This is a genomic window from Pseudonocardia alaniniphila (genome assembly GCF_022524485.1).
Lineage (GTDB): Bacteria > Actinomycetota > Actinomycetes > Mycobacteriales > Pseudonocardiaceae > Pseudonocardia > Pseudonocardia alaniniphila.
This window is the reverse complement of sequence record NZ_JAKXMK010000019.1, coordinates 1-19,800: the sequence shown is the minus strand read 5'-3', so window position 1 is coordinate 19,800 and position 19,800 is coordinate 1. Positions and strand designations below refer to the sequence as shown.

The window sequence follows — 19,800 nt, the reverse complement described above, 5'->3', positions numbered from 1 at the left end:
GCGTGTCGGGGTGCGGTCCTACCCTGGTGAGGCCATGGCCGATCCCGCCACTTACCGTCCGGCCCCCGGTTCCATCCCGGAGGCCCCTGGGGTGTACCGCTTCTCCGACCAGCACGGCCGGGTGATCTACGTCGGCAAGGCGAAGAGCCTGCGCCAGCGGCTCAACTCCTACTTCGCCGATCTCGCGGGCCTGCACCCGCGCACCCGGCAGATGGTCACCACCGCGGCACGCGTGGAGTGGACCGTCGTCGCCACCGAGGTCGAGGCGCTCCAGCTCGAGTACAACTGGATCAAGGAGTTCGACCCCCGGTTCAACGTCCGCTATCGCGACGACAAGACCTACCCGGTGCTCGCGGTCACGATGAACGAGGAGTTCCCGCGGCTGCACGTCTACCGCGGCCCGCGGCGCAAGGGCGTGCGCTACTTCGGCCCGTTCGCCCACGCGTGGGCCATCCGGGAGACGCTCGATCTGCTCCTGCGGGTGTTCCCGGCCCGTACGTGCAGCGCAGGGGTGTTCAAGCGCCACGGCCAGATCCAGCGGCCCTGCCTGCTGGGCTACATCGACAAGTGCTCCGCGCCGTGTGTCGGCCGGGTCGACGCCGACGAGCACCGCGACATCGTCGAGGACTTCTGCGACTTCCTCTCCGGCCGCACCGACCACCTCGTCCGCCAGCTCGAGCGCAAGATGGCCGAGGCGTCGGAGGACCTGGAATTCGAGCGGGCGGCGCGGCTGCGCGACGACATCGGCGCGCTGCGGCGTGCCATGGAACGCCAGGCCGTGGTGCTGGGCGACGGCACCGACGCCGACGTCGTGGCATTCGCCGAGGACGAGCTCGAGGCCGCCGTCCAGGTCTTCCACGTGCGCGGCGGCCGGGTCCGCGGCCAGCGCGGATGGGTGATCGACAAGGTGGAGCCCACCGACACGGCCGAGCTGGTGGAGCGCTTCCTCACCCAGTTCTACGGCGAGCAGGCGGCGCTGGCGGGGTCCGCCGACGACGCCCAGCAGCCCGTTCCGAAGGAGATCCTCGTCCCGGAGCTCCCGGCCGAGCTCACCACGATCGTCGACTGGCTCTCGCGCCTGCGGGGTTCACGGGTGCAGGTGCGCGTGCCGCATCGTGGCGACAAGCGCGCGCTCGCCGAGACCGTGGCCCGCAACGCGGCCGAGGCGTTCACCCAGCACAAGCTGCGCCGGGCCGGTGATCTCACGGCGCGGTCGGCGGCGCTGCAGGAGATCCAGGACGCACTCGGGCTCGACAGCGCTCCGCTGCGCATCGAGTGCGTCGATGTCAGCCACGTGCAGGGGAGCAACGTCGTCGCGTCGCTCGTCGTGTTCGAGGACGGCCTCGCCCGCAAGTCCGACTACCGCCGGTTCGAGGTCCGCGGGGGCGCGGAGGGCGGGGACGTCGCCGCCATCGCCGAAGTGGTACGACGGCGCTTCCGGCGTCACCTGTCCGAGAACGAAACCGGCACCGAAAGTGGTACCGACCAAACCGAGGGTAACGCCGAGCCTGCTCCGGGCGAGGCCACCGGTATCGCTTCCCCGGATGCCACCCTGACACGCCCCGGTATCGACCCGACCACGGGCCGGCCGCGCCGTTTCGCGTACCCGCCGAACCTGCTCGTGGTCGACGGCGGTCAGCCGCAGGTCGAGGCCGCGGCCGACGTGCTCGCCGACCTCGGGGTCACCGACGTGGCCGTGTGCGGCCTGGCCAAGCGCCTCGAGGAGGTGTGGCTGCCTGCCGAACCCGACCCGGTGATCATGTCGCGCACCAGCGAGGGCCTCTACCTCCTGCAGCGGCTGCGCGACGAGGCTCACCGATTCGCCATCACCTACCACCGCCAGCGTCGTTCGAAGAGCATGGTCAGCTCCGAGCTGGACGCGGTTCCCGGATTGGGTCCCGCCCGCCGTGCCGCGCTCCTCAAGCACTTCGGGTCGCTGCGCAAACTCAAGGCCGCCGACGCCGATGCCATCGCGGCACTGCCCGGTTTCGGCCCGCGCATCGCCGCGGCCGTTCTGGCCGCGTTGCACGGGCCCGACCGGCCGGACTCGCCGGACCAGGCGGAACAGCCCGGCGCTGCACCCGCCGACCAGACCGATGCGGGGGTGCCTGCGTCATGACGTCACCATCGCCTGCGCCTGGCGGCATCGAGGTCGCGCTGGTCAGCGGGCTCTCCGGAGCGGGGCGCAGCACCGCGGCCAAGGTGCTCGAGGATCTCGGCTGGTTCGTGGTCGACAACCTGCCGCCCGAGCTGATCGCCACGATGGTCGACCTCGGCGCGCGGGCGCGCGGCGAGATCACGCGGATCGCGGTGGTCATGGACGTCCGCAGCCGTGCGTTCACCGCCGACCTCGGCGCCGTGATCAAGGATCTCGATGCTCGCGGATACAAGCCGCGACTGCTGTTCCTCGAAGCGTCCGATGCGGTGCTCGTGCGCCGGTTCGAGCAGGTGCGCCGCAGCCATCCGTTGCAGGGCGACGGCAGGCTCGTCGACGGGATCACCGCCGAGCGCGAGCTGTTGCGACCGCTGCGGGAGAACGCCGACCTCGTCGTCGACACCTCCACCGTGGCCGTACCGCAGTTGCGCGCGACACTCGAAAGAGCGTTCGGTTCGGAGTCTGCGCAGGTCACACGTGTCACTTTGGTGTCGTTCGGCTACAAGTACGGTCTGCCGATGGACTCCGACCTGGTGGTTGACGTCCGGTTCCTGCCCAACCCGTTCTGGATCCCGGAACTGCGCGACCAGACGGGCCGGGACGAGCCGGTCCGCGATTACGTACTGAGCCAGGACGGCGCCGACGAGTTCATCACCCGCTACCTCGAGCTGCTTCGCCTCGTCGGGGCCGGGTACCGCCGTGAGGGCAAGCGCTACCTGACGGTCTCGGTCGGCTGCACGGGCGGCAAGCACCGCAGCGTGGCGATCAGCGAGGAGCTCGCCCGCAGGCTGGAGGGCGCCGAGGGCGTCACGGTGAACGTCGCCCATCGCGACCTGGGGCGCGAGTGAGCGCCGGACCGGCGGCTGTGGCACTCGGTGGGGGTCACGGGCTGCACGCCACCTTGTCCGCGCTGCGGCGCCTCGCCGACATGGGCGGCGTGGCGGACAACGTCACCGCGGTCGTCACCGTGGCCGACGACGGCGGGTCCTCGGGGCGGCTGCGCCGCGAGCTCGGCCTCCTGCCGCCCGGCGATCTGCGGATGGCACTCACCGCCCTCGCGGCGGAGGACGGTGCCCCGAACCGCTGGGCGGATCTCGTCCAGCACCGTTTCGGTGGCACCGGCGCGCTCGCCGGGCACGCGGTGGGCAACCTCCTGCTGGCCGGTCTCATGGACGTCCTCGGCGACCCGGTGGCCGCCCTCGACGAGGTGGGCGCGCTGCTCGGGCTGCGGGGCAGGGTGCTGCCGATGAGCTGTGAGCCGCTCGACATCGAGGCCGAGGTCACGGGCCTCGGCGTGCAGCCCGCTCAGCCGCACCGCATCCGCGGCCAGGTGGCCGTGGCGTCCACGCCGGGGCGGGTCCGGCGGGTGTGGTTGCGCCCGGAACGACCACGTGCGTGCCCCGAGGCGGTCGAGGCCGTACGCACCGCTGACGTGCTGCTTCTGGGGCCGGGATCGTGGTTCACCAGCGTGCTTCCGCACCTGCTGGTGCCCGAGCTGCGCGACGCCGTCATCACGAGCAGGGCGCGCCGTGTCATCGTGCTCAACCTGGCTCCCGAGCCCGGAGAGACCGCCGGGTTCTCGCCCGAACAGCACCTGGCCGTACTCTCCCAGCACGCCCCGGCGCTGCGGGTCGACGCGGTGATCGCCGACGTCGCCGCGGTGCCGGTTCCTGAACGGTTGTACCGGGCGGCGGCGGTGATGCTCTCCCCGGGCGGTCGGGTCCACCTGGCCCCGGTCGCCGCCGCCGACCCGACGGTGCCGCGCCACGACCCCGTGTCGCTCGCATCCGCGCTCGGTGCCGTGCTGGCCGAGCTCGAGTCGTTACCGGCCTCGCCCGATGCGGTGCGCGTGCCGTCGGCAGCGGACGCCGCCGAGAGGAGGAGAACGTGAACGTGGTTTGCGCTCCCGTGCCCCATCCCGCCAGGAGGTCCACATGGCGATGACCGCGTCGGTCAAGGACGAGCTGAGCAGGCTCGTCGTCACGAAGCCGTGCTGCCGCCGGGCGGAGGTGGCGGCTCTGCTGCGGTTCGCCGGTGGCCTGCACATCGTCGGTGGCCGGGTCGTCGTCGAGGCCGAGGTCGACACCGGCTCGGTGGCGCGCAGGCTGCGCCGTGAGATCCACGAGCTCTACGGGCACACCTGCGAGGCGCACGTGATCACTGCGGGCGGCCTGCGCCGCGGCGCGCGGTACGTGCTGCGCGTGGTGCGCGACGGCGAGGGGCTGGCCCGCCAGACCGGTCTGCTGGACGCTCGCGGCCGCCCCGTGCGTGGGTTGCCGCCCCCCGTCGTCTCCGGTGGCCTGTGCGATGCGGAAGCGGCGTGGCGCGGGGCGTTCCTCGCGCACGGTTCGCTCACCGAGCCCGGACGCAGCTCCGCCCTCGAGGTCACCTGCCCCGGGCAGGAGGCGGCCATGGCCCTGGTCGGTGCCGCGCGCCGGCTCGGGGTCACCGCGAAGTGGCGGGAGGTCCGCGGTGCCGACCGCGTCGTGGTCCGCGACGGCGACGCGATCGGTGCCCTGCTCACGCGCATGGGCGCCCACGAGAGCGTGATGGCCTGGGAGGAGCGGCGGATGCGCCGCGAGGTCCGCGCCACTGCCAACCGCCTCGCCAACTTCGACGACGCCAACCTGCGCCGTTCGGCCAGGGCAGCGGTCGCGGCCGCGGCCAGGGTGGCGCGCGCGTTGGAGATCCTCGGCGACGACGTGCCGCAGCACCTCCTCGCCGCGGGCAGGCTGCGGGCGGAGCACACGCAGGCGTCGCTGGAGGAGCTGGGCCAGCTGGCCGACCCGCCGATGACCAAGGACGCCGTGGCCGGGCGCATCCGCAGGCTCCTGCACATGGCCGACAAGCGCGCGGCCGACCTGGGCATCCCCGACACCGAGTCGGCTGTCACGGCCGACATGTTGGAAGAGGCCTGAGCCCACCGGGCAGAGCCGGCCGATGGCGCCCGGGTGACGAGGTCGTCACCCGGGGTGCGAAGTGTGATCGACAGCCCGGTAAGTGAATCGATAAAGCCCCTAGGCCCGCCCGGCAGCGATCCGGACGATAGGGTTGACCTGGTCGAGCAGGCATTACTGGAGGAGGCGCGCACATGACCGTGCGGGTAGGCGTGAACGGATTCGGTCGTATCGGCCGCAACTTCTGGCGGGCCGTCGATGCACAGCGCGCCGCGGGCACCAGCGACATCGAGATCGTGGCGGTCAACGACATCACCGACAACGCCACTCTCGCCGGGCTGCTCAAGTTCGACTCGATCCTGGGCCGGCTGCCCTACGAGGTCACCTCGACCGACGACGAGATCATCGTCGACGGGAAGGGCTTCAAGGGCCTCGCCGTCCGCGACCCCGCGGAGCTGCCCTGGAAGGACCTCGGTGTCGACGTCGTCATCGAGTCGACCGGCCTGTTCACCAAGCGCGAGGCGGCCGCCAAGCACGTCGACGCGGGCGCCAAGAAGGTCATCATCTCCGCGCCGGCCACCGGTGAGGACCTCACCGTGGTGATGGGCGTGAACGACGCCGAGTACGACGGCTCGCAGACCATCATCTCCAACGCCTCCTGCACCACGAACTGCCTCGCGCCGCTGGCGAAGGTGATCGACGACGCGTTCGGGATCGAGAAGGGTCTGATGACCACGATCCACGCGTACACGCAGGACCAGAACCTGCAGGACGGCCCGCACAAGGACAAGCGTCGCGCCCGCGCCGCCGCCCTCAACGTCGTGCCCACCTCCACCGGCGCCGCCAAGGCGATCGGCCTCGTCCTGCCGCACCTGAACGGCAGGCTGGACGGCTACTCGCTGCGCGTCCCGGTCCCCACCGGCTCGATCACCGACCTCACGGTCGAGCTGCGCGAGGAGGCCACGCTCGACCAGATCAACGCCGCCTACCGCGCCGCGTCGGAGAGCGGCCCGCTGAAGGGCTACCTGCGCTACAGCGACGACCCGATCGTCTCCTCCGACATCGTGACCGATCCGGCGTCCTGCATCTACGACGCGCCGCTGACCAAGGTCATCGGCAACCAGGTCAAGGTCTTCGGCTGGTACGACAACGAGTGGGGCTACTCCAACCGCCTCGTCGACATCACGGAACTCGTGGCGTCGAAGCTGTGAAGACCCTGGACGACCTCGTCGCTGAGCTGGACGAGGATCTGTTCGGCCGCCGGGTGCTCGTCCGCGCCGACCTGAACGTGCCCCTCGACGGTTCGAAGATCACCGACGACGGCCGCATCCGGGCGTCGGTCCCCACCTTGGCGCGCCTGCGTGACACCGGCACCCGCGTGGTGGTGGTCGCGCACCTCGGACGTCCGAAGGGGGCGTTCGACCAGGCGCTCTCCCTGGGACCGGTCGCCGAGCGGCTCGGCGAGCTCCTCGGCGTGCAGGTGCCGCTGGCCGACCTCGGCGACGAGGCCCGGTTCACCGTCGACGCACTCCCCGAAGGGGGCGTCGCGCTTCTGGAGAACATCCGGTTCGACCCGCGGGAGACGTCGAAGAACGACGACGAGCGTGCCGCGCTGGCCCGCGAGCTCGCCGCGCTGGCGGGGCCCGAGGGCGTCTTCGTGTCCGACGGGTTCGGCGTGGTGCACCGCAAGCAGGCCTCGGTGTACGACGTGGCGCTCGACCTCCCGTCGTTCGCCGGCGACCTCGTGCTCGCGGAGGTCGAGGTACTGCGCAGGCTCACCGAGACGCCGAAGCGTCCGTACGTGGTGGTGCTCGGCGGTTCCAAGGTCTCCGACAAGCTCGCGGTGATCGAGGCGCTGCTGCCGAAGGTCGACGCACTGCTGGTCGGCGGCGGGATGTGCTACACGTTCCTGGCCGCTCACGGCTACGGCGTGGGCGACTCGCTGCTGGAGCGCGACCAGATCGGCACCTGCCGCAAGCTCCTCGAGTCCGGCAAGATCGTCCTGCCCACGGACGTCGTGGTGGCCGACGACTTCTCGGCCGAGGCGAACACGCGCACCGTCGCCGCCGAGGCGATCCCCGACGACTGGAAGGGCCTCGACATCGGCCCTGACTCGGTCTCGGCGTTCCGCGAGGTCCTCGACGGAGCGGCCACCGTGTTCTGGAACGGGCCCATGGGCGTGTTCGAGCTCGCGCCGTTCGCCGAGGGCACGCGGGGGGTCGCGCAGGCGATCCTCGACGCCTCGTCGTCCGACGGGGCGTTCAGCGTGGTCGGTGGTGGCGACTCCGCCGCCGCCGTGCGGGCGCTCGGTCTGCCCGAGGACGGGTTCTCCCACATCTCGACCGGCGGCGGGGCGTCGCTGGAGTACCTGGAGGGCAAGTCCCTCCCCGGGCTCGCAGTACTGGAGCAGTAGATGGCACGAAGCATCGACGATCGCTCCGCCGGTGCCGGGCGCAAGCCGCTCATCGCCGGCAACTGGAAGATGCACTGCAACCACCTCGAGGCGATCGCGCTGGTGCAGAAGCTGGCGTTCGCGCTTCCGGAGAAGTACTACGACAAGGTCGAGGTGGCGGTGCTGCCGCCCTTCACCGACATCCGAAGTGTCCAGACGCTGATCGACGGCGACAAGCTGCTGATGGTGCACGGCGCGCAGGACCTCTCCCCGCACGAGTCGGGGGCCTACACCGGCGACGTGTCCGGGCAGATGCTCGCGAAGCTGGGCTGCCGGTACGCCGTCGTCGGGCACTCGGAGCGGCGGCAGATCCACGGCGAGGACGATGCGCTCGTCAACGCCAAGGTGCGTGCCGCGGTGCGTAACGGCATCGTCCCGATCCTGTGCGTGGGGGAGGGGCTCGAGGTGCGCGAACAGGGCGACCACGTCGCCCACTGCACCCGCCAGGTCACGGCGGCCCTGGAGAAGGTGGAGAGCCAGCACGCCCAGACGCTCGTGATCGCCTACGAGCCGGTGTGGGCGATCGGCACCGGCCGGGTCGCGAGTGCGGCCGACGCCCAGGAGGTCTGCGCGTCCATCCGGGAGACGGTGGCGGCGAAGTACGGCCAGGCGATCGCCACGAGCGTGCGGGTGCTCTACGGCGGCTCGGTGAAGTCGAAGAACGTCGGTGAGCTCGTGGCCGCGCCCGATGTGGACGGCGCGCTCGTGGGTGGCGCGAGTCTCGATGCCGAAGAGTTCGCGCAGCTGTGCGCTATCGCGGCCGGCGGCCCGCTGCCGTGAGATCATCGGCGCCCGCCGGTTTCCGGTGAGCGTTGAGCGGTGGGGCCCGGCCACAGCCGACAGACGGTGTGACCCGCGACGACCTGCGGATCAGGGCCGGGTACCCTCGGTTCCCGAGCGGTGGGATGCGCCGTACCCGGCGTTCCGCCCGACAAGAATGAGGATGGGATGCAACTCGCCCTTCAGATCGTGCTGATCCTCTCCAGCGTGGTGCTGGTGTTGCTGATCCTGCTGCACCGCGGCCGCGGAGGCGGCCTGTCGAGCCTGTTCGGCGGTGGCGTGCAGTCCAGCCTCTCCGGGTCGAGCGTGGTGGAGAAGAACCTCGACCGGCTCACCTTGTTCGTGGGCGCGATCTGGGTGATCGCCATCATCGGCACCGGTCTACTCGTGAAGCTCGGGGTCTGAGGAGGTATGGCCATGGCTGGCGGCAACGCGATCCGGGGCACCCGCGTGGGTGCCGGTCCGATGGGTGAGTCGGAGCGGGGAGAGACCGCACCGCGGTCGCGCATCTCGTACTTCTGCTCGAACGGGCACATCACCACCCCGTCCTTCGCTTCCGAGGCCGACATTCCCGAGTCCTGGGATTGCCCGCGCTGCGGGCTCCCCGCGGGTCGCGACGGTGAGAACCCGCCCGCGCCGCCGCGCACGGAGCCGTACAAGACGCACCTCGCGTACGTCAAGGAGCGGCGCAGCGACGCCGACGGTGCCGCGATCCTCGAGGAAGCACTCGGCAGGCTGCGGGCGTCGCGCGAGCTGTAGCCGGCCGGCGCTGCAGGGGTCCGGGGTCACCGGAGGGCCCCGAGCTGTTCACCGAACGCCGTCACGAGGCGCGCCGCGGTGGTGCCGAGCGGCACCGCAGATGCCGCGAGGGTGACGAGCCGGTCGCCGCGCAGGGTGGCACCGAACACGCTGCCACCCTGGAACCGGCAGACGAAGCCGCCTCCGCCGGCCGTCACGTCCGCCCGCGAGTTGTCCTCGCACAGCCCGGCCACCGAGTCGAGGGTGTCGCTCGGGTCCGCTGCACCGGCCGGCGCGACGTCGACGGCGACGAACGCAGGCCCGTCACCGGCGCTGCCGGCCGCCGCGGCTCCGGACGGGTCGTACACGCACCGGGTGTCGCTGGCCGTGGTGGCGTCGGGAGTCCAGGTCAGGCCGGTGGTGGCGGCGAACCTCGCGGTGTCCAGCACACACGCGGCGGGCGAAGCGGGCGGCGGTGCCGGTGGCAGCGCATCGGGCGGTGCCGGCGTTGAGGTGCCGGTGCAGCCGGCGAGCAGCGCTGCAGCGGCCAGTACAGGCAGGGTGTGGGTGAGCACCGCCCATAGGCTTCGTCGTTCGTCCGCCATCCCCGAACCTTCCCATGCCGCATCCGGCGTGGCGGCAGCGCCGTCCCCTGGCGGTCGTCGCTAGCCTCGGACGGCATGACGCGGTGGACGTTGCCCCCCGACCGGATCCCTGACGCGTGGTTCAACGTCGTCCCACACCTCCCGGCGCCGCCGCAACCGCCGTTGCATCCCGTGACGCGGGAGCCGGTCGGTCCGGACGATCTCGCGCCGCTCTTCCCGATGGCGCTGATCGGCCAGGAGGTGTCGGCGGAGCCGTGGATCGACGTGCCCGGCGAGGTGCTCGACATCCTCCGGTTGTGGCGGCCCACGCCCCTGCAACGCGCGGTGCGCTTGGAGGAGGCCTTGGGCACGCCGGCCCGGATCTACTTCAAGGACGAGTCGGTGTCGCCCGCGGGGAGCCACAAGCCGAACACCGCCGTCCCGCAGGCGTTCTACAACGCGAAGGAGGGCATCGCGCGGCTGACCACCGAGACCGGTGCCGGGCAGTGGGGCACCGCGCTCGCGTTCGCCTGCGCCCAGTTCGACCTGGACCTGCAGGTCTACATGGTGCGCGCGTCCTATGAGCAGAAGCCCTACCGGCGCGTTGCCATGGAGACGTGGGGTGGTGCTGTCGTCGCGTCCCCGGTGGGCGAGCCCGGCCATCCGGGCTCGCTGGGCGCGGCGATCTCCGACGCCGTGCGTGACTGCGTCGGCCGCGACGACACCCACTACGCGCTGGGTTCGGTGCTCAACCACGTGCTGCTGCACCAGACCGTGATCGGCCTGGAGGCCAGGGAGCAGCTGGAGCTCGCGGGGGAGCGGCTGCCCGACGTGGTGATCGCCTCCTGCGGGGGCGGGTCGAACCTGGGCGGAATCGCGTTTCCGTTCGTGCCCGACGCCGGCGTGCGGCTGCTCGCCGTCGAACCGGCCTCGTGCCCGACGCTCACCAAGGGACGATTCGACTACGACTTCGGCGATACGGCGGGCCTCACCCCGCTGATGCCGATGTACACCCTCGGCCACGACTTCGTGCCACCGTCCATCCACGCCGGTGGGCTGCGCTACCACGGCGACTCGCCGTTGGTCTCCGCGCTCGTCCGCGACGGACGCATGGCGGCGGTCGCCTATCCGCAGGGCCCGGTGTTCGACGCGGCCGTGCAGTTCGCCCGGCTGGAGGGGCGTATCCCGGCTCCGGAGTGTGCCCACGCCATCCGGGCCACGATCGATGAGGCGCTGGCCGCGAAGGAGGCGGGTGAGGAGCGGGTGATCCTCTTCAACTACAGCGGCCACGGGTTCCTCGACCTCGCCGCCTACGACGACCACCTGAACGGCAGGCTGCCCGCCGAGCCGGAGTGAGGCTCCTCCCGTCAGCAGCCGCAGGGCGCGGTGAGCGGGTCGGGCGCCGCGGTCGACGTGCCCATGTCCGTCTCGATCGGAAAGCCCTCCCGGATCCAGTACTCGACACCGCCGAGCATCTCCCGGACGCGGTACCCGAGCTGCGCGAAGGCGAGCGCTGCCTTCGTCGCGCCGTTGCAGCCCGGGCCCCAGCAGTAGGTCACCAGCGGTACGGCCGGGTCGAACAGAAGGCCCGCACGCGCGGGGATCTCCGCGGTGGGCAGATGTACCGCGCCCGGGATGCGGCCTTGTTGCCAGGCGGGAATGCCGCGCGAGTCGACGAGCACGAAACCCGGATCGGCCTCGTCCAGCGCGATGTGCACGTCGGCCACGTCGGTCTGGAAGGTCAGCCGGGCGGTGAAGAACGCGACGGCGGCGGAATCGATGGTCATGACCCGGACGCTAAGTGGCATCTCGGACCTCCGGAACGGGAATTCCACGGTGATCGATCGCAATGACCGTGGATTCCGTGGAGATCAACAAGGACCCGGGGGAGTCTCCGGACGAATCGGACGGTAGATTCCCCGCGTGGCCGTGGAATCCCTCGACGAGGTCGACTGGCGCCTGCTGGAAGCCCTGCAGCGGGACGGCCGGGCGAGCTATGCCGACCTGGGTCGGCTCGTCGGGCTCTCGGCCAGCGCCGTCACCGAACGAGTGCGCAGGCTGGAGGAATCCGGCGTGATCACCGGCTACACGGCGGAGGTCAACCCGGAGAAGCTCGGCCTGCCCATCACGGCCCTCGTGCGGCTGCGCTACCCGCACGGCAACTACAAGCCCTTCCGCGACATGCTCGCCAACACGCCCGAGATCACCGAGGCCCACCACGTCACCGGCGAGGACTGTTTCGTGCTGACGGTGCGCACGCGGTCGATGCGCCACCTGGAGGAGGTCACCGGGCGCATCTCGGTGCTCGGCGGCGTCACCACGAGTGTGGTCTACTCCAGCCCGCTGCCCCGCCGCTCCGTGGTGGGCACCACGAGTGGCAGCCCGTCGCGGTCGGCGCGCCGCAAGGCCTGAGCCGGCCGCACGGTGCCCGTGGTCAGCCGGGCAGGACGCGCAACAGTGTCTCCGGTCCGACCGTCCGCGCGCCGCTGACACGCACTCTCTCCCGCAACCCGCGGTCGGCGGTGACCACGACCACGGGCTCGGCGGCGAGATCGGCGGCCAGGGCGGCGATCGCCGAGTCGCCGTCGGCCGGCGCGTGCACGACATCCAGCCCGGGGTGAGTGGGAAGGTCCTCGACACGGGCAGCGGCGCCCTCCAGGACGAGGTGCACCCACACGTCCTCGTCCGTGGCCTCCTCACCCAGCCCGCGAGCGAGCAGGGCCGGACCGGCGGTGAGCGCGGCCGACAGCTTGCCGGCGAGCTTGCGCGCAGCGCCGGCCCGGTCGCGCCACCACCCGTCCGGGCGCGAGCCCACGACGTTCGCGCCGTCGACGATCACGTGGAGCACGGGCACCTCCGAACGCTCACGGGACGACGACGGCCGAGCATCAGGCGATCGGTGGCACCAGGTCCCGGGGGAGCTTCGATGCTGCTGCGCGGTCGAGCAGCCAGAGGGTGCGACGCCGCCCCCGCGCCCCGGCCACCGGGATCGCCACCTCGCCCGCGCCGCCGAGCGCCATGGCCACCGCGGCGGCCTTCGACTGGCCCGTTGTCATGATCCAGACCTCGGCGGCCCGGCGGATCGTCGGGAGCGTGAGCGAGACTCGGGTGGGCGGGGGCTTGGGGCAGCCGTGCACGGCCACCACCGAGCGTTCCGTCTCGTACACCGCCGGGGAGTGCGGGAAGACCGACGCGGTGTGGCCCTCCTCACCCATGCCGAGCATCAGCACGTCGAACGAGGGGACCGGCCCGTGGTCCTCCGGCCGGGCGGCGCGAGCCAGCACCGCGGCGTACTGCTCCGCAGCGGCCTCGGCGCCGGACGGGCCGGTGCCGGTGTCGGCCCCCATCGGGAAGACCTTCGCCGGATCGACCGGCAGGTGGTCGAGCAGCGCCTCCCGTGCCTGCTTCTCGTTGCGGTCGGGGTCGTCGGGTGGCACGAACCGCTCGTCGCCCCAGTAGAACTCGACGCGGCTCCAGTCCACGGCGTCGCGCGCCACGGTGGACCGGATCTGTGCCAGAACCGCGATGCCGGTGGTGCCGCCGGTGAGCACGATCTTCGGGGTGTTGCCTGCGGCCTGCAGGTCGACGAGCCGCGTGATCAGCCGGGCCGCTGCCGCGGCGGCGAGCACGTTGGGGTGTGAGTGGACAGCGATGTCCGGTGTGTTCATCAGGAACCAGCCGTGACAGCGGGGACACGGACCGGTGCACGTCCACGAGCGATCCGTCCGACGCCCGCCAGCGCGGCGCCGTAGATCTCGTCGGGGTCGAGTCTGCGCAGTTCCTCGGCGAGGCAGTCGCGCACCTCCCGCCGCGCGAGGGCGACCAGCCGGTCGGGCTGACCGGGCTGGCGCAGGCTGCCCACCTTGCCGTCCGGACGGATCAGCTCGATCGGGCCCGACGGGCGGTCCAGCCGCACCGAGACCAGACCGGGCCCGGCTTCCGCGGGGGACCGCTTCACCCGCGCGTCGAGCCGGACCGCGAGCCAACCGGCGATGAGGTCGGTGGACGGCGAGATCGCCTCTCCCGCGACCGTGGCGCCGGTGACGTCCTCGTGCGGCGGTGTGTCGAGGGCCGTGGCGAGCAGGGCCCGCCACGAGGTGAGGCGCGTCCATGTCAGGTCGGTGTCGCCTGCCACGTGGTGGGCGCGGCGCTGCTCGAACGCCTTGATCGGGTTCTTCGACGACAGCGCGTCGGTGATGCGGCGCTGGGCGAGCTGCCCGACCGCGTCCTCGGACGGCACGGCAGGCGCCTCACCCGGCCACCAGGCCACGACCGGTGCGTCCGGCAGCAGGAGCGGCATGACCATGCCGGCCCCCGCCTCGTCGGACGCCAGCGGACCGTAGCCGCGCAGCACGATCACCTCGCTTGCCCCGGCATCGCCGCCGACGCGGATCTGCGCGTCGAGGCGCGGAGCGGCCTTGCGCTGGCCGCGGGCCAGCACGATCACCCGGCACGGGTGCTCGCGGCTCGCCGCGTTGGCGGCCTCGATGGCACCCTCGATGGCGCTGCCGTCGTCGGTGACGATCACGAGCGTGAGCACCCGGCCCAGCGCCAGCACACCGCCGCGTTCGCGCAGCTCGACGAGTTTCTTGTTGACCGCCGAGGTGTTGCTCGACGGCAGGTCGACGATCATGTCCAGCTCCCGGATGCGGATCGGGCGGGGGTCACGGCCTGCGCCAGGTGCGGCCGGTGCGGGCCAGCATCAGGTCGGCCGACTTCGGACCCCAGCTCCCGGCGGAGTAGGGGTCGGGGCCTGCTTCCTGCGCGGCCCAGTGCTCCATCACGGGGTCGAGGATCTCCCAGGAGCGCTCGACCTCCTCGTTCACCGGGAACAGCGACGGCTCGCCGAGCAGCACGTCGAGGATCAGCCGCTCGTAGGCCTCGGGGGAGACCTCGGTGAAGGCGGTGCCGTAGCCGAAGTCCATGGTGACGTCCCGGACCTCCATCTGGCTGCCGGGAACCTTCGACCCGAACCGCATCGTGACGCCCTCGTCGGGCTGTACCCGGATGACGAATGCGTTCTGCCCGAGCTCCTCGGTCATCGTGGAGTCGAAGGGCAGGTGCGGTGCCCGCTTGAAGATCACCGCGATCTCGGTGACGCGGCGCCCGAGGCGCTTGCCCGTGCGCAGGTAGAACGGCACCCCGGCCCAGCGCCGGGTATCGATCTCGCAGGTGATGGCGGCGAAGGTCTCGGTCTTGGAGTTGGGGTCGAAGCCCTCCTCCTCCTTGAGTCCCCTGACGAGCTCGCCACCCTGCCAGCCGCCCGTGTACTGCCCGCGCGCCGTGGTCTCGTCGAGCGGGCCGACGAGCTTCGTGGCGTTGAGGACCTTGATCTTCTCGACTCGCAGCTCCGAGGACGAGAACGACGTGGGCTCCTCCAGCGCGGTGAACGCCAGGAGCTGCAGCAGGTGGTTCTGGATGACGTCCCGCGCGGCTCCTATTCCGTCGTAGTACCCCGCACGGCCGCCGAGGCCGATGTCCTCGGCCATCGTGATCTGCACGTGGTCGACGTAGTGGGAGTTCCAGATGGGCTCGAAGAGCTGGTTGGCGAAGCGCAGAGCGAGGATGTTCTGCACCGTCTCCTTGCCGAGGTAGTGGTCGATGCGGAACACCGAGTCCTCGGGGAAGACGTCGTTGACGATCTCGTTGAGCTCGATGGCCGACTTGAGGTCGTGGCCGAAGGGCTTCTCGATCACCACGCGACGCCACTGGTCGCCGTCCTGGGCGGAGAGCCCGGAGCGGGCGAGCTGCTTGAGTACCACCGGGAACGCGCCCGGCGGGATGGAGAGGTAGAAGGCGTGGTTGCCCCCGGTACCCCGCACGCGGTCCAGGTCCTGGACCGTCCGCTCGAGCTGGTCGAACGCGTCGTCGTCGTCGAAGCTGCCGGACACGAACCGGAAGCCCTCGGCGAGACGGTCCCAGACCGACTGACGGAAGGGCGTGCGGGCGTGCTGCTTCACCGCCTCGAGCACGATCTGGCCGAAGTCCTGGGTGTCCCAGTCGCGGCGGGCGAAGCCGGTGAGGGCGAATCCCGGGGGAAGCAGTCCGCGGTTGGCCAGGTCGTAGATGGCGGGCATGAGCTTCTTGCGCGAGAGGTCGCCGGTGACTCCGAAGATCACCAGACTGCACGGTCCCGCGATCCGCGGGAGCCGCTTGTCACGCGGGTCGCGAAGTGGGTTGGTCCATCGGCCGCCCCCGATCGTGCGGGTTGCCATCGGTTTCTCCCAGTAGTCGATGTTGGCGGTTCGGTCTGTGATGGACGGTGGCAACTGTCCTTGCGCTACAGCTGTTGTACCGCCCGCGCCAGGGTGACGAGGCCCGCCACCCGGTCGGTGAAGTGAAGTCGGAGTACCGGCCGGCCCCGGCCGGCCAGCGCCTCGGCGTCGGCGCGTGCCTGAGCCTGCTGCAGCTCGGCGAGATCCGCCGGCAGGTCGGGCTCGGCGTCGCCGGTGATCTGGCAGATCACGGTGTCGGCCGGGCCGCCTTTGTCGCGCTGCCCGCTGCCGGGCAGGCAGCGTGGCGCCCAGCCGAACGTCGTGGGGAGCCCGGTGCGGCGGGTCAGCTCGGGCCGCAGTACCGCGGCGGAGGCGTCGTCGAGCCGGTCGAGGTAGGCGTGCACGGCCAGGTGCGCGTCCGCATCGGCGGCGTCGATGAGCGCCCGGAGTGCCTCGGCCACCGTGCTGGTACCGCTCGGCAGCCAGGCCCCCGCGTGCACGTCGATGTCCCCATCGGTGAACTGGACGCCGGGAGCGTGGACGGCGCCGTTGCCGGCGACACGGGCGGCGTCGGGGCGGTCGGTGGGGTCGACGCCTGCGAGATGCGCTGCCACCGCGGTGGAGTACTGCCACAGCATGAACTGCGCGGCGGGAGAACCCAGCGTGGTGACCGCGGCACCGTCGAGGGCCCCGATGCCGGACGCGCTGAGGGACACGGTGAGGGTGCCGGGCCGCAGCGCCTCGGGGTCGGCCCACTCCGGGGCGTCCGAGCCCTCGACCACCACAGGCAGCGGCCCGCGACCGTCCTTGCCGAGTCCACCTGCGACCAGCTGCGCGGCCCACTCGGCGAGGCCGGTGGCGCCGTCCTCGGCCAGCGCGACGACCGGGGCCGCGGCGAGCAGCGCGCCGAGAGCCAGGCACGGGTTCGCCGGGTCGTCGGAGTCCAGCTCGGCACGGGCCTCGGCGGCCTCTGCGATGACCGCGCCGACGTCGACACCGCCGAGCCCCGCCGGTACCAGGGCGAACGCGGTGAGCGCCGCCCACGGGCCGTCCACGTCGGAGGGCCCGAGCACGACCGTGGCGCCGGCGGCCTGCTCCATGAGCGGGCCGCCGGGCGCCGTGACGACGACGGTCTGCGCGGCGGGGTCGAGCCCTTCGGCCCGGAACGCCCGGTGCACGGTGTCGCGCACCAGCTCGACCGCCCTCGTGTCCTCGCCGGGAGGGGCCGACACCACCAGCACGGTGGCAGCGAGGTCGCCTGCGAGGGCGTCGGCGACCTGAGCCGGATCGGTGGTGTCCAGGACGACCAGCCGCGGATCGTGCTCGGCGAGCACCTCGGCGGCCACACCCACGCCGCCTGCCGCTGCCAGCACGACCCGCACCTGCCCGGGCACCCGCAACTGCTCCCGCAACGCCTCGATCTCCCCGACCAGCGGACGGGACGCCCGGGCTGCAGTGACCCATCCCGGCCGCGCAGCTCGTGGCCAGAGACTGGCGTCGCACTGCGCGATCCGGCTGGCGACGGAGTCGTCCACCAGCCGCTCGACCACATCGGCCTGCGGCGGAACGGACGACACGAGTCGTGCGGTCACGTGGTCAGTGTGCCCCGTCGAGCTGCTGGCGGACGGACTCGGTGAGCTCGGCCCAGGACTTCTCGAACTTGTCGACGCCCTCGTCCTCCAGCACGAGGAACACGTCGGTCAGGTCGATCCCCACGCGCTCGAGCTCGTCGAACACGTGCTGGGCTTCGGCGGCCCTTCCCGTGACACGGTCGCCGTCGATCTCGGCGTGGTCGGCGACGGCGTCGAGCGTCTTCTCCGGCATCGTGTTGACGACGTCGGCGACCACGAGCTCGGTGACGTACATGGTGTCGGGGTACTCCGGGTTCTTGACGCCCGTGGACGCCCAGAGCGGCCGCTGCTTCCGTGCGCCCTGCTTGGCCAACGCCTCCCAGCGCGGGCCTGCGAAGACCTCCTGGAAGGCCGCGTAGGCCAGCCGGGAGTTGGCGATGCCCGCCTTGCCACGCAGCGCGAGGGCCTCGTCGGTGCCGATCTTCTCCAGCCGCTTGTCGATCTCGGTGTCGACGCGGGAGACGAAGAAGCTCGCCACCGACGCGATGCCGGCGAGCTGCTGGCCGTTGGCGGCAGCCTGCTCCAGGCCGTCGAGGTACGCCGCCATCACCAAGCGGTAGCGCTCGACGGAGAAGATCAGCGTCACGTTGACGCTGATGCCCTCGGCGATAGCGCGGGTGATCGCGGGCAGGCCCTGCTCGGTGGCCGGGATCTTGACCAGGAGGTTGGGCCGGTCCACCGCCTTCCACAGGTCGCTCGCCTGGGCGACCGTGCGGTCGGTGTCGCGGGCCAGGTTGGGGTCGACCTCCAGTGAGACCCGCCCGTCCACTGCGCCGGTGGTCTCCCACGTGCCGCTGAACACGTCGCAGGCCTCTTGGACGTCGGCCACGGTGATCTCGCGGATCGCGTCCGCGACCGACGCCCCGCGCGACGCGAGCTCACGGACCTGCTGGTCGTAGGCCTCGCCGTGCGAGAGGGCGTTGGCGAAGATCGTGGGGTTGGTGGTGACACCGACCACGTGCTTCTCGGTGATCAGCTCCTGCAGGTTGCCCGTGCGCAGGCGCTCCCGGGACAGGTCGTCGAGCCAGATGGAGATGCCCGCGGCTGCCAGAGCAGCGAGCCTGTCATTGCTCATGATCTTCCTCCTCAGGAGACGTTCGCCAGGCTGCGCCGGGCGGCCGCGACGACGTTCTCGGTGGTGAAGCCGAATTCGCGGAAGAGCGTCTTGTAGTCGGCACTCGCGCCGTAGTGCTCGATGGAGATGATTTCCCCCGCATCCCCCGTGAACTGGTACCAGGGCTGGGCAATTCCCGCCTCGACGCTGACGCGCGCCTTGACCGCGGACGGCAGCACCGACTCGCGGTAGGCCTCGTCCTGCTCGACGAACCAGTCGACGCAGGGCATCGAGACCACTCGGGTGGGCACGCCCTCGTCCTCGAGCACGCGGCGGGCGTCGACGGCGATCTGCAGCTCCGATCCGGTGGCCATGATGATGAGCTGCGGCTCGCCGGAGGACGCCTCGGCCAGCACGTATCCGCCGCGGACGACGCCGTCGTAGGACGTGCCCTCCAGCACGGGCAGGTTCTGCCGGGTCAGGGCGAGGCCCTTCGGGCCCTCGGGACGTTCGAGCGCGGCGCGCCAGGCGTGGGCGGTCTCGTTGGCGTCGCCGGGGCGCAGGAGCGAGAGGCCGGGGATGGCGCGCAGGGCGGCGTAGTGCTCGATGGGTTGGTGGGTGGGGCCGTCTTCGCCGAGGCCGATGGAGTCGTGGGTCCAGACGTAGATGACCGAGGCTTGCATGAGTGCGGCGAGGCGGACCGATGGGCGCATGTAGTCGGAGAAGGTGAGGAAGGTGCCGCCGTAGGGGCGGGTGGGGCCGTGCAGGGCGATGCCGTTGAGGATGGCGCCCATTGCGTGTTCGCGGATGCCGAAGTGCAGGGTGCGGCCGTACCAGTGGGCGTTCCACATCGTGGTGGCGGTGGAGGGCGGGCCGAAGGAGTCGGCGCCTTCCATCGTGGTGTTGTTGCTCTCGGCGAGGTCGGCCGAGCCGCCCCACAGCTCGGGCAGCACATCCGCCAGGGACTTGAGCACCTCGCCGGAGGCCTTACGGGTGGCCAGGCCGCTGGGGTCGGGCTCCCAGACCGGCAGCGCCTTCTCCCAGCCGACGGGCAGCGTGCGCCCGATCATCCGGTCGAGCAGCTCCTTGCGCTCCGGCTCGCGCGCCGCCCAGTCCTCGAACTGCTTGGTCCAGGCCTGGCGAGCCTCGTGGCCGCGGTCGATCACCTCGCGGGTGTGGGCCAGGACGTCGTCCTCGATCTGGAAGTTCTTGTCGGGGTCGAACCCGAGGATCTTCTTGACCTGGGCGACCTCGTCGGTGCCGAGTGCGGCGCCGTGGGCTTTGCCGGTGTTCA

The 19,800-nt window shown here is 71.5% G+C and carries 20 protein-coding genes; 11 read left to right on the top strand and 9 right to left on the bottom strand.

The window, feature by feature from the left end; translation table 11 throughout:
• Positions 1 to 34: 34 nt before the first annotated feature.
• From uvrC to MMF94_RS21480, 9 genes are all read left to right on the top strand, one after another.
• Positions 35 to 2,119, top strand: a complete 2,085-nt coding sequence (gene uvrC / locus MMF94_RS21520; RefSeq protein WP_241038934.1) for an excinuclease ABC subunit UvrC — start codon at positions 35 to 37, stop codon at positions 2,117 to 2,119.
• On the top strand, positions 2,116 to 3,003 hold the full coding sequence (gene rapZ, locus MMF94_RS21515; protein ID WP_241038933.1) for an RNase adapter RapZ: 888 nt from the start codon (positions 2,116 to 2,118) through the stop codon (positions 3,001 to 3,003). The genes uvrC and rapZ overlap by 4 nt, the downstream gene beginning before the upstream one ends.
• Positions 3,000 to 4,046, top strand: coding sequence for a gluconeogenesis factor YvcK family protein (locus MMF94_RS21510; RefSeq protein WP_241038932.1), 1,047 nt, complete (start codon positions 3,000 to 3,002; stop codon positions 4,044 to 4,046). The genes rapZ and MMF94_RS21510 overlap by 4 nt, the downstream gene beginning before the upstream one ends.
• Before the next feature lie 43 nt (positions 4,047 to 4,089).
• Positions 4,090 to 5,073: a DNA-binding protein WhiA gene (gene whiA / locus MMF94_RS21505; protein ID WP_241038931.1), complete on the top strand. Its 984-nt coding sequence runs from the start codon at positions 4,090 to 4,092 to the stop codon at positions 5,071 to 5,073.
• A 173-nt stretch (positions 5,074 to 5,246) separates the two neighbouring features.
• Positions 5,247 to 6,263, top strand: coding sequence for a type I glyceraldehyde-3-phosphate dehydrogenase (gene gap / locus MMF94_RS21500; RefSeq protein ID WP_241038930.1), 1,017 nt, complete (start codon positions 5,247 to 5,249; stop codon positions 6,261 to 6,263).
• Positions 6,260 to 7,465 carry a phosphoglycerate kinase gene (locus tag MMF94_RS21495; RefSeq protein ID WP_241038929.1) on the top strand — a complete coding sequence of 402 codons (1,206 nt, stop codon included), beginning with the start codon at positions 6,260 to 6,262 and terminating at the stop codon, positions 7,463 to 7,465. The genes gap and MMF94_RS21495 overlap by 4 nt, the downstream gene beginning before the upstream one ends.
• Positions 7,466 to 8,284, top strand: coding sequence for a triose-phosphate isomerase (tpiA, locus tag MMF94_RS21490; protein WP_241038928.1), 819 nt, complete (start codon positions 7,466 to 7,468; stop codon positions 8,282 to 8,284).
• 168 nt (positions 8,285 to 8,452) lie between these two features.
• Positions 8,453 to 8,689, top strand: coding sequence for a preprotein translocase subunit SecG (gene secG, locus MMF94_RS21485; RefSeq protein ID WP_241038927.1), 237 nt, complete (start codon positions 8,453 to 8,455; stop codon positions 8,687 to 8,689).
• Between the two features lie 12 nt (positions 8,690 to 8,701).
• The gene (locus MMF94_RS21480; protein WP_241038926.1) at positions 8,702 to 9,043 is read left to right on the top strand and encodes an RNA polymerase-binding protein RbpA; all 342 of its coding nucleotides are present in this window, start codon (positions 8,702 to 8,704) and stop codon (positions 9,041 to 9,043) included.
• A 26-nt stretch (positions 9,044 to 9,069) separates the two neighbouring features.
• On the opposite strand, the gene MMF94_RS21475 is transcribed toward MMF94_RS21480, so the two are convergent.
• Entirely contained in the window at positions 9,070 to 9,627 is a 558-nt protein-coding gene (locus MMF94_RS21475) for a hypothetical protein (protein ID WP_241038925.1), read from the bottom strand.
• Between the two features lie 75 nt (positions 9,628 to 9,702).
• On the opposite strand from MMF94_RS21475, the gene MMF94_RS21470 reads away from it, so the two are divergent.
• Complete coding sequence (locus MMF94_RS21470) at positions 9,703 to 10,962, top strand: TrpB-like pyridoxal phosphate-dependent enzyme (protein ID WP_241038924.1); 1,260 nt, start codon at positions 9,703 to 9,705, stop codon at positions 10,960 to 10,962.
• Positions 10,963 to 10,973: 11 nt separating this feature from the next.
• On the opposite strand, the gene MMF94_RS21465 is transcribed toward MMF94_RS21470, so the two are convergent.
• On the bottom strand, positions 10,974 to 11,393 hold the full coding sequence (locus tag MMF94_RS21465) for a rhodanese-like domain-containing protein (protein WP_241038923.1): 420 nt from the start codon (positions 11,391 to 11,393) through the stop codon (positions 10,974 to 10,976).
• Positions 11,394 to 11,529: 136 nt separating this feature from the next.
• Here MMF94_RS21465 and MMF94_RS21460 point away from each other — a divergent pair, with 136 nt between their 5' ends.
• Positions 11,530 to 12,018, top strand: a complete 489-nt coding sequence (locus MMF94_RS21460; RefSeq protein ID WP_241038922.1) for an Lrp/AsnC family transcriptional regulator — start codon at positions 11,530 to 11,532, stop codon at positions 12,016 to 12,018.
• 22 nt (positions 12,019 to 12,040) lie between these two features.
• Here the strand turns inward: MMF94_RS21460 and MMF94_RS21455 are convergent, their stop codons facing one another.
• The 7 genes from MMF94_RS21455 to MMF94_RS21425 form a co-directional block, all read right to left on the bottom strand.
• On the bottom strand, positions 12,041 to 12,460 hold the full coding sequence (locus tag MMF94_RS21455; protein ID WP_241038921.1) for a hypothetical protein: 420 nt from the start codon (positions 12,458 to 12,460) through the stop codon (positions 12,041 to 12,043).
• 34 nt (positions 12,461 to 12,494) lie between these two features.
• A complete protein-coding gene (gene pgl, locus MMF94_RS21450) occupies positions 12,495 to 13,274 on the bottom strand; it encodes a 6-phosphogluconolactonase (RefSeq protein ID WP_241038920.1) in 780 nt (259 codons plus the stop codon).
• Positions 13,274 to 14,239, bottom strand: coding sequence for a glucose-6-phosphate dehydrogenase assembly protein OpcA (opcA, locus tag MMF94_RS21445; protein ID WP_241038919.1), 966 nt, complete (start codon positions 14,237 to 14,239; stop codon positions 13,274 to 13,276). The genes pgl and opcA overlap by 1 nt, the downstream gene beginning before the upstream one ends.
• A 31-nt stretch (positions 14,240 to 14,270) precedes the next feature.
• Positions 14,271 to 15,821 carry a glucose-6-phosphate dehydrogenase gene (zwf, locus tag MMF94_RS21440; RefSeq protein ID WP_241038918.1) on the bottom strand — a complete coding sequence of 517 codons (1,551 nt, stop codon included), beginning with the start codon at positions 15,819 to 15,821 and terminating at the stop codon, positions 14,271 to 14,273.
• Positions 15,822 to 15,886: 65 nt separating this feature from the next.
• Positions 15,887 to 17,413, bottom strand: coding sequence for a glucose-6-phosphate isomerase (locus MMF94_RS21435; protein WP_241038917.1), 1,527 nt, complete (start codon positions 17,411 to 17,413; stop codon positions 15,887 to 15,889).
• 4 nt (positions 17,414 to 17,417) lie between these two features.
• Positions 17,418 to 18,527, bottom strand: a complete 1,110-nt coding sequence (gene tal / locus MMF94_RS21430) for a transaldolase (protein ID WP_241038916.1) — start codon at positions 18,525 to 18,527, stop codon at positions 17,418 to 17,420.
• A gap of 11 nt (positions 18,528 to 18,538) precedes the next feature.
• On the bottom strand, positions 18,539 to 19,800 hold a 1,262-nt coding region (locus MMF94_RS21425; RefSeq protein WP_277398788.1), incomplete at its 5' end, for a transketolase-like TK C-terminal-containing protein.

Excerpts from the sequence above, each read along its gene's own strand:
- uvrC (WP_241038934.1), top strand. The coding sequence starts at position 35 with ATGGCCGATCCCGCCACTTACCGTCCGGCCCCCGGTTCCATCCCGGAG.
- rapZ (WP_241038933.1), top strand. The coding sequence starts at position 2,116 with ATGACGTCACCATCGCCTGCGCCTGGCGGCATCGAGGTCGCGCTGGTC.
- whiA (WP_241038931.1), top strand. The coding sequence starts at position 4,090 with ATGGCGATGACCGCGTCGGTCAAGGACGAGCTGAGCAGGCTCGTCGTC.
- gap (WP_241038930.1), top strand. The coding sequence starts at position 5,247 with ATGACCGTGCGGGTAGGCGTGAACGGATTCGGTCGTATCGGCCGCAAC.
- tpiA (WP_241038928.1), top strand. The coding sequence starts at position 7,466 with ATGGCACGAAGCATCGACGATCGCTCCGCCGGTGCCGGGCGCAAGCCG.
- secG (WP_241038927.1), top strand. The coding sequence starts at position 8,453 with ATGCAACTCGCCCTTCAGATCGTGCTGATCCTCTCCAGCGTGGTGCTG.
- MMF94_RS21480 (WP_241038926.1), top strand. The coding sequence starts at position 8,702 with ATGGCTGGCGGCAACGCGATCCGGGGCACCCGCGTGGGTGCCGGTCCG.
- MMF94_RS21475 (WP_241038925.1), bottom strand. The coding sequence starts at position 9,627 with ATGGCGGACGAACGACGAAGCCTATGGGCGGTGCTCACCCACACCCTG.
- MMF94_RS21470 (WP_241038924.1), top strand. The coding sequence starts at position 9,703 with ATGACGCGGTGGACGTTGCCCCCCGACCGGATCCCTGACGCGTGGTTC.
- MMF94_RS21465 (WP_241038923.1), bottom strand. The coding sequence starts at position 11,393 with ATGACCATCGATTCCGCCGCCGTCGCGTTCTTCACCGCCCGGCTGACC.
- pgl (WP_241038920.1), bottom strand. The coding sequence starts at position 13,274 with ATGAACACACCGGACATCGCTGTCCACTCACACCCCAACGTGCTCGCC.
- opcA (WP_241038919.1), bottom strand. The coding sequence starts at position 14,239 with ATGATCGTCGACCTGCCGTCGAGCAACACCTCGGCGGTCAACAAGAAA.
- zwf (WP_241038918.1), bottom strand. The coding sequence starts at position 15,821 with ATGGCAACCCGCACGATCGGGGGCGGCCGATGGACCAACCCACTTCGC.
- tal (WP_241038916.1), bottom strand. The coding sequence starts at position 18,527 with ATGAGCAATGACAGGCTCGCTGCTCTGGCAGCCGCGGGCATCTCCATC.